Here is a 17,100-nt window from a genome sequence, read left to right on the forward strand (position 1 = left end):
CTCTTTTTCTTCGTATCATAATTTTTCTTTTTGTTGCCACGGCACTTTTTTTTCTTACCGTGCTCTGCTATTCTCATCCTGTCAATCTTGATTAGCAGTATGAAACTGCTTCCCTTTCGTGGTATTGCTGTGAAGAGAAAGGATGTCCCATGAATTTGAACGGCCTCTTGATCGGTTTCGGTGCCTTTTTGATGATAGGCGCCTTTCACCCCATCGTCATAAAGAGCGAATACTATATCGGCAAACAAATCTGGCCGCTCTTTGCCCTGCTCGGCGTCGCGGCACTCGCAGTCTCCCTATTTCTCCGCGGGACGGTTCCGAGCGCTCTCACAGCCGTCTTCGGCGTGAGCTGCCTCTGGAGTATCCTCGAACTCTTTGAGCAAGAGGAGCGCGTCAAAAAGGGCTGGTTCCCGAAAAATCCGAAGAAAAAAGACTGAACCGAAACGCTTCGCTCGGTCGCCTTTCAGACCGGATGATGCGCCTCCTGTGGCAGCATTCGTGTATTTTCGCTCTCCGTGCGGGCACATGTCCTGCCCCCTGTGATGCGGATGGTTACGCAGCTCTTTATCCGAATTCAGTTGACTTTTGTAATCTAAGCTAAAATGCTTTGTTATATCCCCGTTCGGATAAAATGATGCACCTCATATGACAGATTTTGGATATTTCCGCTTGCTCCTGGATGAGGTGCGTATCCGTTTCACCTCATCTCGGATTTTTCGGCCGAGCGGACAAAAAGAGCCGGTAATTCAAGCCCTTGCGGTATAAGGCTTTTCCCTGCTTACCGCTTCCTTGAAACAGTATGGTTGAAGGAAAATGTCAGAAAGCATGCCATCCGGCCTTCTTGTAGCGGGCCTTGTATGACATACGGGCAGAATAAGAAAACTTACGCAAAAAGCTGCGTGCATCTGCACGCAGCTTTTTGCTTCGCCCGCGGAAAGACAGGTTCTTATTGTTCCGCATGGGGCGATGACGGTTCTTCTTTTTAAGCGCTCTTTCCTCAGACGCGGAGCGCAATGTCACAGCTTGTCTTTAACTTCTCCAGAATCTCCTGCGTCAGCTTGTCGAGTTCTTCCGGCGCAAACGCCTTTTCCTCCGGGCGGAAGGTCAGGGTAAACGCGAGGCTCTTCTTCGTCGGCGGTATCGGCGCACCCTCGTAGATATCGAAGAGCTTCACCTCGCGAATCAGCGGGCTGCAGCCCTGAATCAGATTCACGACCTGCTCGCAGCTGATTGCCTTGTCCATGACGAGTGCCAGGTCACGCTGCACCTCCGGGAACTTCGGAAGCGGCGTAAAGTAGACCGGCTCGTGCGGCAGGCTCTCGATGGTGTCGAGATCCAGCTCTGCGAGATAGGCATCCGTGCGGAGATTCAGCTCCCCGGCAATATCGTAAGCGAGCTTGCCGAGGTAACCCACCTTCACCTCGCCAACATAGACCGCTGCGGTCTGATAGGGGTGCGTGAACGGCTCGGTCGACGCCTCGTAGCGGAACTTGACATGCAAACTCTCGGCTGCGAGGTCCAGGGCTCCCTTCAGCGTAAAGAAGCTCTCCTCCTTGCCGAAGAACGCAAATGCTAAGTGCGCTCTCTCCTCCGGGTAATCCGTGAGCGGCAGAGACTTCGGGATGAAGACCTTCGCGAGCTCAAAGAGGCGTCCGGAGAGATTTCCGGCCTTCTGGTTCCGCATCACGGCATTCGCCATGGAGGGCGAGAGTACCGTGCGCATGAGCGAGAGTTCCTCGCTGATCGGATTCAGAATGCGAATTGCGCGAAGTGCCTCGCTCCCTTCGGGATAGCGGAACAGCTTTAAATCCGCCGGGGAGAAGAAGGAATAGTGAATTGCCTCGTACATGCCGCCGCCCGCGAGAGTTTCCTTTAACTTGAGCTCACGGCGCTGTCTCTCGTTAAGACCGCCGCTCGTGACCTCCGCGCTCTTTAAGAAGCTCGGCACGAGGTGCTCGTAGCCGTAGAAGCGAATCACCTCTTCGGCGACATCCTGATAGCTCTCCATGTCCTCGCGATAAGCGGGAATCTTGAGGCGCAGTGCATCGCCCTCGAGTTCCGGCTCCATATCGAGGTTTGCGAGGATGCGGCACACTGCCTCTCCCGGCACCTCGATGCCGAGCACACCGTTCACGCGGGCCAGGCTCACCGTAAGCGGGCGCTTCTCAATGCTGTTGCCCGTATTCTTGCCTGCGCACTCATCCGTGACGGTGCCGGCGCCGAGCTCTTCGGTCAGATGCAGGGCGCGCTTCATCGCGAGCTCCACCGTGTACTCGTCCGTGCCCTTCTCAAAGTGTGCGCTCGCATCGGTGCGCTTTCCGAGCGCGCGGGCGCTGCGGCGGATGTTGTCGCGCGCAAACTTTGCCGCCTCGAAGACGACCGCGGTCGTCGTATCCTTAATCTCCGAATTGAGGCCGCCCATGATGCCTGCAAGGCCGACCGGCTTCTCGCCGTCGCAAATTAAAAGATTGCTCTCGGTGAGCGTCAGCTCCTGCTCATCGAGGGTCACGAGCTTCTCGCCTTCCTTCGCCGTGCGCACCACAATGCGGTCGCCCGCTAAGTCGCGGCGGTCAAAGGCGTGCATCGGCTGACCGAGCTCCAGCATCACATAGTTTGTGATGTCCACCATGTTGGAAATCGCGCTCACGCCGACCAGGCTCAGGCGACGGCGAAGCCACGCGGGCGAGGACGCAATTTTCACATCCTTCACCGCATGCGCCTCATAGCGCGGGCAGTACTGCGGCGCTTCCACCTCGACCTGAAGCGTGTGCGGCTCGGTCTTCTCCTCGCGGTAGGAAACCGGCAGGGGCTTCATCTCCTTGCCGAGGACGGCCGCCACTTCTCGCGCAATGCCGTAGATCCCCTGGCAGTCCGGGCGGTTTGCCGTAATCGCAATGTCGAAGAGCCAGTCGTCGAGACCCACGATGGGCTTCACATCCGCGCCCGGAGCCGCATCGTCCGGCAACACGAGGAGGCCGTTATAGCCCGCGCCCGGATACAGGTCCTCGTTAAGACCCAGCTCCATGCCGGAGCAGAGCATGCCGAAGGAGTCGTAACCGCGGAGCTTGCCCGCCTGAATGGTCGCGGTGCCGACAATCTCCGTTCTCTCCTTGTTGGTCTCACAGACCGTTGCGCCGACCAGGGCAGTCGGGAACTTCTTGCCCGCCTCCACATTGTCCGCGCCGCAGCAGATTTGGAACTTGCCCTCACTGCCGCAGTCTACTTCGCAGAGATGCAAATGCGTGCCCTCGATGGGCTCGCAGCTTGTCACAAGACCCACAACAACGCGCGAAATCCGCGCGCCGACTTCCTCCAAGTTCTCCACTTCAAAACCGCAGGAGAAGAGCTTCTCCTCGAGTTCCTGCGGGGTGCAATCGATATCTACATATTCTCTAAGCCAACTGAACGGCGCTATCATCTCTCTGCCTCCTTACGCATTGATCTGCCGGAGCACGCGGAGATCCGACTCGAACAGATACTTAATGTTACCGATGCCGTACTTCAGCATTGCGACGCGCTCGATGCCGATTCCGAAGGCGAAACCGGAGTATACATCCGAGTCGATGCCGCAGTTCTCGAGCACCTTCTTGTTCACGACGCCCGCGCCGAGAATCTCGATCCAGCCCGTTCCCTTGCAGAGTCGACAGCCTTTGCCGCCGCAGGAGAAGCAGCTCACATCGACCTCGACCGAGGGCTCCGTGAACGGGAAATAGGAGGGACGGAGGCGGGTCTTCACACCCGCGCCGAAGAACTTTTCGACAAACTTGTCGAGCATACCCTGAAGGTCGCAGAGCGTGATGCCCTTATCTACCACGAGGCCCTCCATCTGGGTAAACATCGGGGAGTGCGTCGCGTCGTCGTCCGAGCGGAACACCTTGCCCGGGGAGAGAATCTTAATCGGCGGCTTCTGCTTTTCCATCACGTGAATCTGTCCCGCCGAGGTCTGGGTGCGGAGCAGGAACTTATCGCTCAGATAAAAAGTGTCCTGCATGTCGCGCGCCGGGTGATCCTTAGGTGTGTTGAGCGCGGTGAAGTTGTAGTAGTCGGTCTCGATCTCCGCGCCCTCGTAAATCTCAAAGCCCATGCCCGCAAACGCCTCAATCATCTGATTTCGGACCAGCGTGTCCGGGTGGAGATTGCCGCGCGGAATTTCCGTGCCCGGCAGCGTGACATCAATCTTCTCTGTCTCGTAGCGGTGATTTAACTCTGCCTCTCTCGCCTGCTTTTCGAGTGCGGTCAGCTTTTCAAGCACCCAGTCCTTCAGCGCATTCACTTCCTTGCCGAAATCCGCCTTTTCCGCCGACGGTACGCTCTTCATCTGCTTCATGAGTCCGCTGACCAGGCCGTCCTTCCGGTCCAGAAATTCTTTCCGGAGCGCGTACAGGGTCTCGGAATTCTTTTCCTGCATCTGTTCGGCTCTCTCGGCGAAGCGCTGCTTTAAATCCTCAAATTGCTTCTTGTCCATGCCTCTCTCCTTTTCTTTGACTGCGCGGGAAAATAAAAAAGGATACAGAGAGCAAGCTCTCTGTATCCGGGACGAGTTATTTAACCCGCGGTACCACCCGCATTATCCGCTTGTGCCGCGGACCGCTCATTGTTTCCTTGACGCGGAAAGACGTCGAAACCTACTGGGGCACGCCCGTTCGGCTCCGCTGCTCCGACGCGAAGGTTCGCCCTCCGGTGTCACGGCGGAAATCTCAGCTCTCTCCCGCTCTCTGTGCGCTCTGCCGGTGCTACTGTGCGTCTTCACTGCATTTGATGATTCAATTCCGAACCAGCATAAGCTGAGGGCCGCAAAAAGTCAAGTTCTCTTCCTTACTTCTCAAGGCTTCTCCAGCGGAAGTCCGGAACCACATCCGACCATTTCTGAATGCCGATCACCGATTTCGCAAACTCGGAAGCCTCCAGGGTCTTTGCCTTCTTGTCGATGTCGCGGAACACCGCCCAAATCTTTCTTCTTCTGGTCGCAATAATCGCATCGCCCGCATCCATGCGGCAAGCCCAGAGACCGAAGGCCGCGCCGCTTCTCACCTCAACCGGCGCATCCACCTGACGGCTCAGAATCAGCGCGTCCACATAGGGATTGGAGTCCGCAATGTAGTAAGCATATGCAAAGGCCGCCGCCTGCTGCGTCTCGACATCGCCGCGCGAGGGGCTCTTCGCGCTGAAGCCCTGCTCCGAGAGGATGATGTGGCGCACTTCGCCCGCGCGGTTCCTAAAGTTCGACGCCTTCAGATAATCCGTGAGGACATGCAGGTTCTCAAAGTTGATAATCTTCGAGCTCTCATCCTGTGCGATGAGACCGGTCGTGTGGTCGTCCCAGAACTCCGGCTCTGTCAGCGGATACGGGTACGGATGGTAAGCGAGCTGCCAGTCGATGTTGCCGTTTCGGTTAATCTCGGCATTGATCTTGTCAATGATATGCTTCGCGGAGTACTGTGTCTTCTGATCCGCATTCGGGTCGTTCCAGTTCATATCAACCGAGAAGAAGACATGGGCGCTGGCCTGCTGTGCCTTGATGGCCGTGTAGGCGACACGGAAGGCGCGGACATACTCGGTCACATACTTATCGATGTCCATCTTGCCCATGTAGTTCCAGTTTCTGCCGTTATTAATCTCGTTGCCGATGATCCAGTTCGAGACGCGGCCATAAGCCGGGTTTTCGCCGTTGTAGCGCTGTGCGAGGAAGCTCATCAGCGCGCGCGTGGTCTCATAGCCCTCCTTGGTCGCCGCATTGAAGCCGTAATAGAGGGCGCCGTCCGTCTTCTTGACCCCGGGGTAGATGAGTTCCGGCATCTTGTCGTTCCAGCCGTTTAAGACAATCGCCGTGACCATCATGCTCTTGCCGGAAAAAGCGCTGATGTTCTTGTCGTACTCGGCAATCTGGTTCTTGTCAAAGTGATAGGTCTTGCCCTCATAGGTGTAGTCAATGCCCGTGCCCGCGGTAATCTGCGCAAAATTAAAATTCACGTTCACGTGCTTCACGCCGAGCTCGAACGCATCGCTCAACATGTCGAGCTGTACCAGGAGCCCCTTCTTCGTGAGCGGCTGCTCATAGGGCTTGTCGCTCTTTGCGACCACCTCCGGGTTCGTGATATAGGCGCGGCGGCCGATGTCGTAATAGCGACCGTTCTTCCAGACCGCAATCGCAAACTGGTCGTAGAGTCTGGTGTCCGGCGTACCGTCAAGGAGCGGCGCGGTGAACGAGAAGTTCGCGCCGTACGGCGCACTCGCAACGGGCTTTGCCTCCTTGATGCTGTCGTTATAGGGATCCAGCGCAAAAAAATAGAGTTTTCCGTCCTCGGAGGTACTGTCTCCGCTCACGGTGCCGCTCACAGTCACCTGATCCTTGGTCGCATTCGCATGAATCTCTGCGGTTTCCGCAAATGCCGGCAGCGCAAAGAGTGCGCTGAAGCCGAGCGTAAGCGCGAGCGCCTTGAGACGCCGCGTCCATTTCTGTTCGTTTCTCATCTTGCTGTATTACCTCCTTTGCCTCCTGCTATTATAGCGGAGAGGCTCTGCAAATGATTTGCAAACTTCTTACAATTTCTCTACACTTTCTCCGAACTTCTTAAGCGGTCTCGCAATGCCGAGTTCGAGAAGATAGACTTCGTCCGCCGCTGCCGCGAGCGCACACTGGAGGCGTCCGACCGCGTCGCGGAGGGCTCTCTCCCGGCGGTCAATCGGCACCAGGCCTCCACCGATACTGTCGAGCAGCAGTGCTTCCCGGCGACTTCTCGCCTCCGCTGCGAGCGCTGTCACAGCGCGCTTAAGTTCTGCCGTAAACAGTGCGTTGTCCTCCCGGAGCGCCGCCGCCGTGAGGCAGTCAATCCACTGCTTCGGGACCTCGCGATACGCCGAAATGCGCCCCTCCCGCTGTAGCGAAACGGCAAAGGCGCGCTTACCCTGGTAGCGCGCACCGGCGAGAAAGAGAAATCCTGCCGTATCTTCGCTTTCCGCAAAGACAGGGGTAAAGTCGCGCCGGTAGAGCGCAAAGGTCGCACCGTCTACCACGGTCTTCCCCGCAACCCGAATCGGCGCACAGCTTGCGGCCGCGCGCGCGGCAACCGCGCCGACACCGGTGGTCTTTTCGACAAAGGCCGAGCTCTCAAAGTTTCCGGGGACTGCGCGGAGTTCTTCCGCCGTAAAAAATACAGCGGGCACGGCAAAGTCCTCGGCGAGCGCGAGGACCGCTGTCTCTTCCCGCTTTAAATCAATACTCGCAATCGAAAAAAGCGCATCTTTTGTAATGTTTTGTTTCTTTAGAAACAGCTCTGCCGCGCTACGAAACGCTTCGACCGGCGTTCCCTTCCGGCAACCCACGCCGAGACAATAAATCGGGGGCGTCAGCACGAGACAGTTTTCCGCCTCCGGATCCGGCGCCGCGCTGATTCGTATGCAGAGCTGTCCTTCGGCAGGTGGTTTCGCGACCAGCCCTTCGGGCAGTTTTTCCGTGTCACGCAACGGAAAGTCGGTCAAAAAGGCGACCTCCTCTCCGCGGAGCAATGCCGCGCTCACGCGCTTCGCTTTCTCGCGACTTCCGATCCGAAGTCCGTTTTGTACGGCGAAAACATCGACCGCAAAGCGCCGATTCAGGTCCGTCGCCGTGCTGACAGCGACCGCCGCGCCGAGTTTCCGCCCCAAAAAGCGCGCAAACGCATTGGCCCCGCCCACATGGCCCGAGAGCAGCGGAATCACAAAGCGGCCGTACTCATCGAGGCAGAGCACCGCGGGATCTTGAAACTTGTCCCGCACATAGGGGGCGATTTTTCGGACCGCAATGCCGCTCGCGCCGACAAAAACCAGCAAATCGCAGCGACGAAACGCCTCCTCGACCTCCGCTCCGACATAGCGATACCCGGCTTCCGTGAGCAGCGCCGAAACACGTGCCGCGAGTTCTTTGCCCCGCTCCGTGTACGAAAAGCTTGCAAATTCCCCTGTCTTTTTTCTCTGTAAGCCTTCCATTTTGTATCCTTTTTTTATTTATATATAACAAGAGAGGCAGGGGGACAGCCCCCTGCCTCTCTCAATTCTCTGTCTTACTGCTCATCCTGCGGTGCGGCATCCTCGTAGACAACCTCATCGCCCTGCATGTTCTCGAGTGCCTTCATGCTGAGGGAGATTTTTCTGTCCTCCGCATTGAACTCGACAATCTCTGCCTCGATCTCATCGCCGATCTCAAGGACATCCGACGGCTTGTCGATGTGCTTTCTTGCAATCTGGGAGACATGAAGCAGTGCGTCCACGCCCGGCTCGAGCTCGATGAAAGCGCCGAAATCGGTCATGCGCGCCACACGGCCTCTGACAATCTTGCCCTGTGCGTACTTCTCAGCCGCATCGATCCACGGATTCTGATCCGGGAACTTTAAGCTCAGCGCAATCTTCGTGCCGGAAATCTCCTTGATGAAGACTCTGACGCGATCGCCGGACTTCAGAACCTTCTTCGGGTTCTCGATTCTGCCCCAGCTCATCTCGGAGATGTGCAGGAGACCGTCTGCGCCGCCGAGATCCACGAATGCACCGAAGTTCGTCACGTTCTTGACCGTGCCCTCGACCACATCGCCGACCTTGATGCGCGCAAAGAGCTCTTTCTGCAGCTCCGCCTTTGCAGCCTGCATGAGCTGCTTGCGGTCGCCGATGATTCTTCTTCTGCGCGGATTGAACTCGGTAATCACGAACTCAATCTCCTGATCCGCATATTTATTTAAATCTCTCTCGTAGGAATCCGATACCAGACTTGCCGGAATGAACACGCGCGCCTCGTCGACCAGCACGCTCAGTCCGCCGTTCAGTACCTGGACTACCTTTGCCTTCAGAACCTCGTGGTTGTTGAACGCCTCTTCCAGGCGCTTGTTGCCTCTGTCCGCCGCGAGTCTGCGATACGAGAGGGAAACCTGTCCGTCGCCGTCATTTACCTTCATGACTTTGGCTTCCAGTTCGTCACCAACATGCACGACAGTCCGGAGGTCGAGGCTGTTGTTGTTCGTGTACTCGTTTCTGGTGATGACGCCGTCTGACTTATAGCCGATGTTCAGGATGATCTGATCCTCCTTCACATCCAGTACTGTTCCCGATACAACTTCTCCCGTGTGAATCGTCTTAAAAGACTCATTCAACATCTGTTCAAAACTCTGCTCTGACAATGGCTTGAACCTCCTCAATGATATGTTTGGGGGTGGATGCCCCCGCTGTAATACCAATTCGCTGAAAGGGCGCCAAAAGCTCAGGATCTAATTCGCTCGCGGTCCGGACGTAAAACGTATGCGGACAAACTGCAGAACAGATTTCCACAAGTTTTCTCGTATTGGAACTGTTTTTCCCTCCGATCACGATCATAGCATCGACTTCGGAAGCAATTTTCTTCGCCTCCGCCTGTCTTTCCTGCGTCGCATTGCAAATCGTATTAAAACAAGCTATATCATAACCTAACTCTCTGATTTTATCAACCAGCATTTTAAACTTTGGCAAACGGAACGTAGTCTGCGCGACCACGGAGAGCGGCACGTCCTTCGGAATTTGCAGGGCGAGGAACTCTTCCTCGTCCCGGATTACCGCCGTATCCGCTCTGCCCCACGCACGGATTCCCTCCACTTCCGGGTGCTTCGGATCTCCGACAATCAGGACGCGGCGCCCTTTCCGGTTCTCTGTCTGCACGATTCGGTGGATTTTGTTCACGAACGGACAGGCCGTGTCGACAATGCGGAGCTTCTTCTCCTCGCAGAGGCGGTAGACCTCCGGTCCGACGCCGTGCGAGCGGAGAATAATCGTCCCCGCTTCTTCCGGCAGCGCGCGCACCTTCGCCGCGGCATCCTCGTCCTCAAAGACGACCACACCCTTTTCGGTCAGATCCCGCACCACTTCCTCGTTGTGGATGATAGCGCCGTAGCTGTATACCGTATCCTTGCTCTCCTCGGCCTCGCGGTACACGGTCTCGACCGCCTTTTGGACGCCGAAACAAAAACCCGCGCTCTCGGCGAGTATCACTTCTCTCTTTCTTCGCTCTGTCACTCTGCTTCCTTCTCTCTGACCAGCGCGAGGATGCGCTGCTCGACTTCCGCGATTGTGAGCGCCGAGCTGTCGAGAAGGAGGGCATCCTCCGCCTGTCGAAGCGGTGCAACCGCCCGGTTCTTATCCTGCTCATCCCGCGCCGCGATGTCCCGCTTCACTTCCTCGAAATCCGCCTCTGTGCCCTTCTCCCGGAGCTCCGCCGTGCGGCGCTTGGCGCGCACTTCGACACTCGCGGTCAGAAAGACTTTTGCGAGCGCATTCGGCAGCACCACGGTGCCGATGTCCCGGCCGTCCATGACGACCGGTTCCCGCGCGGCAATCTCCCGCTCGATCACAAGAACCCGCTGCCGAACGGCATCTTCGCGCGCAAACGCGCTCGCCGCCTTGCCGATTTCCTCGCGGCGTATTTCGCCGCTCACATCGCGCCCGTCGACAAAGACATGCTGCACCCCGTCCGCAATGCTGAGATCCAGTCTTAGCTTCGGCGCCGCCGCCGAAATCGCTGCGCTGTCCTCGGGGGAGATTCCCTGTTCGAGCAGCGAGAGTGCCGCCGCCCGGAACAGCGCCCCGGTGTCCACATAAATCCAACCGAGTTTATGACTCACCGCCCGCGCAATCGTGGATTTGCCGGCGCCGGCCGGACCGTCGATTGCGAGTGCTTTTATTTTATCCATCTTTTCCTCCCGCTCATTTCGGCTCTGCCGCGCTTTTTCCTGCGAGCATGCCGGTCGACCAGGCAATCTGCAGGTTGAAGCCGCCGGTCATCGCGTCTAAGTCCAGGAGCTCGCCCGCGAGATACAGTCCCTTCACAGTCTTACTCTCCAGTGTTGCCGGGGAGAGGGAACGCACCGAGACACCGCCCTTCGTCACGACCGCCTCGTTATACCCGCGGAGACCGGTAGCCGTAAAGCGGAGGCTCTTGGTCGCCTGTCGAAGCGCGGCCCGCTCTGCCTTCGTAATATCTCTCGCTTTCTTCTCGCCGGAAATGCCGCTCTGCCGAAGCACTTCCGAAATGAGACTCTGCGGAAAGAGCGAGGGTAGTATGTTCTTGAGGTCCTTATTTTTGTTTGCGTCGAACTCGCGGAGCAGCCTCTGCTCGAGCTGTTCTTCCGTGAGTGCCGGCTTTAGGTCTATCCGAAGTTCCAGCTCCTTTTTTGTTCGGAGCAGAGGCCCGACCAGCGCGCTCGCCGAGAGCAGCAGGGGCCCGCTCATCCCGAAGTGGGTAAAGAGCGCCTCGCCGAAGCCCTCGTAGACTTTCTTCTTTCCGTCCTTCAGCGTGATTGTGACATTCTTTAGCGAGAGTCCCTGCATCGCAGCGCAGCTCTCCTGCTCTTTTAAAATTAAGGGCACGAGAGAAGGGTAGCGCTCCGTGACCGCCATGCCCGCGGCCTCCGCAAAGCGGTAGCCGTCGCCGGTCGAACCGGTCGCCGGATAAGAAATACCGCCGGTCGCGAGTATCACGGCGTCCGCCGAAAGTTCTTCGCCGCTTGTCAGCACAACGCCCGTGACCGCGCGCGTCTCGCCCTCTCCCGCGAAGAGAAGTTCGCGCACTTCCGCATGCAGGCTCACGCGCACCCCCGCCGCCTGCATCTCCCGCTCGAGCGCGCGAATCACATCCGAGGCGTGGTCGCTGACCGGAAATACCCGGTCGCCGCGCTCCACCTTGAGCGGGCAGCCCGCCGACTCAAAGAAGCGCATCGTGTCCTCGTTGGTGAATGCCTGAAACGCACTGTAGAGAAAGCGCGGGTTGCTCACAACCTGCGCCTGCACTTCCCGCATCGGCGCCGCATTCGTCAGATTGCAGCGTCCCTTGCCGGTGATATAGATTTTTTTTCCTAACTTTTCATTCTTTTCGAGCAGCGTGACGCGCGCGCCCGCAGCTCCGGCGGCCGCTGCGGCCATCATGCCCGCTGCGCCGCCGCCAACTACGATAATTTGTCTCATGGATGCACTCAAATCTGCGTCAGCACAAAAATCGTGTAAATTGCGCGAATCGCATTCTCGAAATCGCGCCCCTTGACGCCGATGATGATATTGAACTCCGAAGACCCCTGGTCAATCATCTTCACATTGATGCGCTCATGCGTGAGGGCCGCAAAGACGCGCGCCGCCGTGCCGCGCTGGTCCTTCATGCCTCTGCCGACCACCGCAATCAGCGCGAGATCGTCTTCCAGAATAATCTGGTCCGGGTGCACTGCGCGGTGAATGCCGGTCACAATCTTCTGCTCGTGGTCCAGGAACTCCGACTGGTGCACGACAATGGTCATCGAGTCGATGCCGGAGGGCATGTGCTCGAGGCTGATATCATTGTCCTCAAAGACCTGCAGAACCTTCCGGCAGAACCCGATCTCCGAGTTCATCATGTCCTTGTCGACCGTAATCGAGCAGAAGCCCTTCTTGCCCGCAATGCCGGTGATGGTGTAGCGCGGCTTTCTGCAGGTCGAGCTCACGATCATGGTGCCGCTGTCCTCCGGGCGGTTCGTGTTCCGGATGTTGATCGGAATGCCCTCTTTCCGCACCGGGAAAATCGCGTCCTCGTGCATGACCCCTGCGCCCATGTAGGAGAGTTCGCGGAGCTCCTGGTAGGTGATGGTCTCAATGACCGCGGGATCCTCGACAATGTGGGGATCTGCGCAGAGGAAGCCGGACACATCCGTCCAGTTCTCATAGAGGTCGGCGTGAATCGCGCCCGCAATGACCGAACCCGTGACATCCGAGCCGCCGCGGCTGAAGGTCGCGATGCTGCCGTCCTCCTTGCGCCCGTAAAAGCCCGGGACGACAGCGCAGTCATAGTCCTTCAGTCTCTCGGCGACCGCGCTCTCGGTCTCCTCCGCATTCAGCGTTCCGTCGTTGTGGAATAAAATCATATCCGCCGGATCCACAAAGGGGAAGCCGAGATACGCCGCCATCACATGGCCGTTCAGATACTCGCCGCGGCTCGCCGCATACTCCCGTCCGCACTGCGCGCGGAAGTTTTTCTCGAGCTCGGCAAATTCCGCACTGAGATCCAGATCCAGCGAGAGCCCGTCAATAATCTCCTGATATCGCCCTTTGATTTCCTCAAGCGTCTCCTGAAAGAGCGCCTCATCTTCCGTGCTGTCATAGAGCTGATAGAGGAGGTCGGTCACCTTCGTGTCGCCGCTGTGGCGCTTGCCCGGTGCGCTCGGCACGACATAACGCCGCGCCGCATCGCTTCGGATAATTTCACCGACCTTCTTGAACTGCTCCGCACTGGCGAGGGAACTACCGCCAAATTTTACTACCTTTTTCATGCACTCCTACTCTCCTTACTTGTCTGTTTCTTTTGGGATGGAGAGCTCACCCGCGAAAATACGCTACGCCCGCGGCGAAAATGCCGAGGTCCTGGCGAAGCGGAATATTCTTGTTAATGTGTTCTCCGATTCTCTCCGGATGCGCCATCTTACCGTAGATGCGCCCGTCCTGACTGGTGATGCCCTCAATCGCCGCATACGAGCCGTTCGGCGTCCAGAGCTCGTCGGTCGAGACTCTGCCCTCCAGATCGCAGTACTGCGTCGCGACCTGTCCTGCCCGGAAGAGCGCCTCAATGGTCTCCTGCGGCGCGACAAAACGTCCTTCGCCGTGCGAAATCACGTTTGCATACACGCCGCTGAGTTCCGCCTTCCGAAGCCACGGGGACTTGTCCGACACCACTTTCAGGTTCACGACACGGCTCAAGTGTCTGCCGATCCGGTTCATCGCGAGCGTCGGCGCATCCGGCGCCTGCTCCTTGATGTTCGCATCCGGCAGGAGGCCGAGCTTAATCAGCGCCTGGAAGCCGTTGCAGATGCCGAGTACCAGGCCGTCGCGCTCGTTTAAGAGCTTTAAGAGCTCCTCCTTCACAACCTCGTTCCGGAAGACCTGTGCAAAGAACTTTGCGGAGCCGTCCGGCTCGTCGCCCGCCGAGAAGCCGCCCGGGAACATCACAATCTGGGCGTTCCGGATTTCGTTCCGGTATGCTTCCACGGAAGCCGCGATGTCCTCCGCGTTCTGATTGCGGAAGATGGGCGCGCTCGTAACGGCGCCGACCTCTTCAAACGCACGCGCCGAGTCGTACTCGCAGTTCGTGCCCGGGAAGACCGGGATGAAGACGCGCGGCGTGCCAATCTTGTGACCGCAGACCGCGACAGACGCCGCATGGTAGAGCGGGCGATCCAGAATCTCGCCGCCCTCGGTGACGCGGGTCGGGAACACCTCCTCGAGGGTTCCGGTCCAGGCCTTTTCCGCCTCCGCGAGCGAAATTTCGGTGCCGCGGTAGGAAAGTACAGGCGTTGCCGTCACTTCGCCGAAGAGTTCCGTGCGGCAGGAGAGCTTTCCGAGCGCCTCTGCCGGCACTTCGAGCAGGAGGTTGCACCAGCCCGGCGCAAACAAGGTCTCCTCGCTCACATTGTCCGCGAGCTTCACGCCGAGGCCGTTGCCGAGCCCCATCTTCGTGACAGCCTCCGCTGCGCCGTGGCGCTCCAACACATAGGCGCTCAGCACGCGCTTTGCCTTGATGTCTTCGGTGAGCGCGCGGTACTGTGCCTTCAAATCCGCATAGTCCGGCAGGAGGTCGCCGTCGCGCTTTACCGTGAGGAGCACGAGACGGTTGCCCGCAACCTTCAGTTCCGGTGTGATGATATCCTTCACCGAGGCGACATCGACCGCGAAACTCACCAGCGTCGGCGGCACGTCGATTTCGTTAAAGGTACCGGACATCGAGTCCTTGCCGCCGATCGAAGCGAGGCCGAGCTCCAGCTGCGCCTCGTAGGCACCGAGCAGCGCCGCAAACGGCTGCGACCATCTCTCCGGCTTGTTGTCGTCCATGCGGCGGAAAAATTCCTGGAAGGTCAGATGAATCTTATCGATGTCGCCGCCGACCGCAGCGACCTTCGCGACCGAGTCGCAGACCGCGTAGACTGCGCCGTGGTAGGGGCTCCAGCTCGAGAGATAGGGGTCAAAACCGTAGCTCATGACAGTCGCCGCATCGGTGTGTCCCTTTAAGAGCGGAATCTTTGCAATCATACTCTGGGTCTCGGTCAGCTGGTACTTGCCGCCGTAGGGCATCGTGACGGTGCCCGCGCCGATCGAGGCGTCAAACATCTCGACCAGGCCCTTCTGCGAGCAGGCATTCAAATCGCCGAGCGCATTCAGCCACTTGTCTCTGACCGACTCACCGGCTGCATAGCCGAAGGGATTCTCGCTTCGCTTCGGCAGCTCCACCTCGACCTCTGCGGTCAGGTGCGCGCCGTTCGTGTCGAGGAAGATGCGGGACAAATCGACAATCGCCTTGCCTCTCCAGTTCAGGACGAGACGCGGCTCCGCCGTGACCACGGCGACCGGCGTCGCCTCGAGATTTTCTTCCTCCGCGTACCGCAGGAAGGCATCGACATCCTTCGGGTCGAGCACGCAGGCCATGCGCTCCTGCGACTCGGAAATCGCAATTTCCGTGCCGTCAAGCCCCGCGTACTTGAGCGGCACCTTGTCGAGGTCCATGGTGAGGCCCGGTGCGAGCTCGCCGATCGCGACCGCGACGCCGCCCGCGCCGAAGTCATTGCACTTCTTGATTAAGAGGCTCACCTCCGGGCGGCGGAACATGTGCTGAATCTTCCGCTCGGTCGGCGCGTTGCCCTTCTGGACTTCGGCGCCGCAGCTCTCGATCGAAGCAGTCGTGTGAATCTTAGAGGAACCCGTTGCGCCGCCGATGCCGTCGCGGCCGGTTCTGCCGCCGAGCAGCACAATCACATCGCCCGGGTCGGAACTCATGCGCACCACATTCTTCTTCGGTGCAGCAGCCATAACCGCGCCGAGCTCCATGCGCTTTGCGACATAGTCGGGGTGATAAATTTCTTTCACATAGCCGGTCGCGAGACCGACCTGGTTTCCGTAGGAGGAATAGCCGTGCGCTGCCTCTCTGACAATCTTTCGCTGCGGGAGTTTGCCCGGCAGCGTCTCGCCGAGCGGACGGGTCGGATCCGCCGCGCCGGTGATGCGCATGGCCTGGTAGACATAGGTTCTGCCGGACAACGGGTCGCGGATGGCGCCGCCGAGGCAGGTCGCCGCGCCGCCGAAGGGCTCAATCTCCGTCGGGTGGTTATGCGTCTCGTTCTTAAAGTTGACGAGCCACTCCTCCTCCTTGCCGTCGACCGTAATCGGCACGACAACGGAGCAGGCATTGATTTCATCCGTCTCCTCCTGGTCGGTGAGCTTGCCGTCCTTCTTTAAGCGGCGCATGCCCATCAGCGCGAGATCCATGAGGCAGATGAACTTATCGCTTCTGCCGCCGAGCAAATCCTCGTGGTCGCGGCGATAGCGCTCGTAGGTCTTCGTGAGGCGCTCGCGGAAGTCGCCGTCGAGGAAACTCACCCTTGTGAGCTCGGTCTGGAAGGTCGTGTGGCGGCAGTGGTCGGACCAGTAGGTGTCGAGGACACGAATCTCGGTCACAGTCGGGTTTCTCTTCTCACTCTCGAAATAATGACGAATCTCCAGGAAGTCTTCATACGTCATCGCGAGACCGAAGGAGGCGTAGAGCGCCCGGAAATCATCCTCCGGCATCGCAGTGAAGCCTTCGACGGTCTTCACATCGTCCGGCGCCGGATAGTTCTGCGTGAGCGTCTCCGGCTTTTCCTCCGCGCACTCTCTGGAGTCGACGGGATTAATGCAGAAATGTTTGACAGCTTCGATTTCCCGCGCGCTGAGTTTTCCGGAAAGCACATAGGTTGTCGCCGTCCGGATGACAGGCGCCGCATCCTTGTCAATCAGCTGCACGCACTGCACCGCGGAATCCGCGCGCTGGTCAAACTGTCCCGGCAGATACTCCGCGGAAAAGACGGTGTCGCCCGCTTCCTTCGGAAATGTTTCCTCGTAGAGCTCATCGAGCGGCGGCTCGGAAAAGATGGTGCCGCGCGCCTCCGAAAAGGTCTTGTCGTCCAGATTTTCGATGTCATAGCGAACCAGCACGCGCACACCCGCGATATCGGAAATGCCGAGATAGGTTTTGATGTTCTCAAACAGTTCTACCGCGCGCACGGCATACGCTTTCTTCTTCTCTACATAGATTCTTCTAACGCCCATTTCTGAATTTCCTCCCGGATT

The 17,100-nt window shown here is 58.4% G+C and carries 11 protein-coding genes and 1 other annotated feature; of the genes, 1 reads left to right on the plus strand and 10 read right to left on the minus strand.

Annotated elements, in window-relative coordinates:
• Nucleotides 1-149: 149 nt before the first annotated feature.
• Complete coding sequence (locus tag HMPREF9623_RS02745) at nt 150-437, plus strand: DUF4491 family protein (protein WP_009532372.1); 288 nt, start codon at nt 150-152, stop codon at nt 435-437.
• A gap of 560 nt (nt 438-997) precedes the next feature.
• Here HMPREF9623_RS02745 and pheT read toward each other — a convergent pair.
• The 10 genes from pheT to HMPREF9623_RS02795 form a co-directional block, all read right to left on the minus strand.
• The gene (gene pheT / locus HMPREF9623_RS02750) at nt 998-3,418 is read right to left on the minus strand and encodes a phenylalanine--tRNA ligase subunit beta (RefSeq protein WP_009532373.1); all 2,421 of its coding nucleotides are present in this window, start codon (nt 3,416-3,418) and stop codon (nt 998-1,000) included.
• A 12-nt stretch (nt 3,419-3,430) separates the two neighbouring features.
• Nucleotides 3,431-4,465: a phenylalanine--tRNA ligase subunit alpha gene (gene pheS, locus HMPREF9623_RS02755; RefSeq protein ID WP_009532374.1), complete on the minus strand. Its 1,035-nt coding sequence runs from the start codon at nt 4,463-4,465 to the stop codon at nt 3,431-3,433.
• 64 nt (nt 4,466-4,529) lie between these two features.
• Nucleotides 4,530-4,759 (minus strand) — a binding site (T-box leader).
• A 56-nt stretch (nt 4,760-4,815) separates the two neighbouring features.
• The gene (locus HMPREF9623_RS02760) at nt 4,816-6,471 is read right to left on the minus strand and encodes a DUF5722 domain-containing protein (RefSeq protein WP_009532375.1); all 1,656 of its coding nucleotides are present in this window, start codon (nt 6,469-6,471) and stop codon (nt 4,816-4,818) included.
• A 69-nt stretch (nt 6,472-6,540) separates the two neighbouring features.
• Nucleotides 6,541-7,965 (minus strand): cobalamin biosynthesis protein, encoded by a 1,425-nt coding sequence (locus HMPREF9623_RS10790; protein ID WP_009532376.1) that lies wholly within the window; start codon nt 7,963-7,965, stop codon nt 6,541-6,543.
• A gap of 74 nt (nt 7,966-8,039) precedes the next feature.
• Entirely contained in the window at nt 8,040-9,143 is a 1,104-nt protein-coding gene (gene rpsA / locus HMPREF9623_RS02770) for a 30S ribosomal protein S1 (protein ID WP_009532377.1), read from the minus strand.
• Nucleotides 9,124-10,008: a 4-hydroxy-3-methylbut-2-enyl diphosphate reductase gene (gene ispH, locus HMPREF9623_RS02775; protein ID WP_009532378.1), complete on the minus strand. Its 885-nt coding sequence runs from the start codon at nt 10,006-10,008 to the stop codon at nt 9,124-9,126. The genes rpsA and ispH overlap by 20 nt, the downstream gene beginning before the upstream one ends.
• Nucleotides 10,005-10,682, minus strand: coding sequence for a (d)CMP kinase (gene cmk / locus HMPREF9623_RS02780; RefSeq protein WP_009532379.1), 678 nt, complete (start codon nt 10,680-10,682; stop codon nt 10,005-10,007). Before cmk ends, ispH begins: the two co-directional genes overlap by 4 nt.
• Before the next feature lie 13 nt (nt 10,683-10,695).
• Nucleotides 10,696-11,952: a BaiN/RdsA family NAD(P)/FAD-dependent oxidoreductase gene (locus tag HMPREF9623_RS02785; RefSeq protein ID WP_009532380.1), complete on the minus strand. Its 1,257-nt coding sequence runs from the start codon at nt 11,950-11,952 to the stop codon at nt 10,696-10,698.
• Nucleotides 11,953-11,960: 8 nt separating this feature from the next.
• On the minus strand, nt 11,961-13,280 hold the full coding sequence (locus tag HMPREF9623_RS02790; protein WP_009532381.1) for an aspartate kinase: 1,320 nt from the start codon (nt 13,278-13,280) through the stop codon (nt 11,961-11,963).
• 46 nt (nt 13,281-13,326) lie between these two features.
• Nucleotides 13,327-17,079 carry a phosphoribosylformylglycinamidine synthase gene (locus tag HMPREF9623_RS02795; protein WP_009532382.1) on the minus strand — a complete coding sequence of 1,251 codons (3,753 nt, stop codon included), beginning with the start codon at nt 17,077-17,079 and terminating at the stop codon, nt 13,327-13,329.
• Between the last annotated feature and the right edge of the window lie 21 nt (nt 17,080-17,100).

The sequence above is a fragment of the Stomatobaculum longum genome (assembly GCA_000242235.1).
Classification (GTDB): Bacteria; Bacillota; Clostridia; order Lachnospirales; family Lachnospiraceae; genus Moryella; species Moryella longum.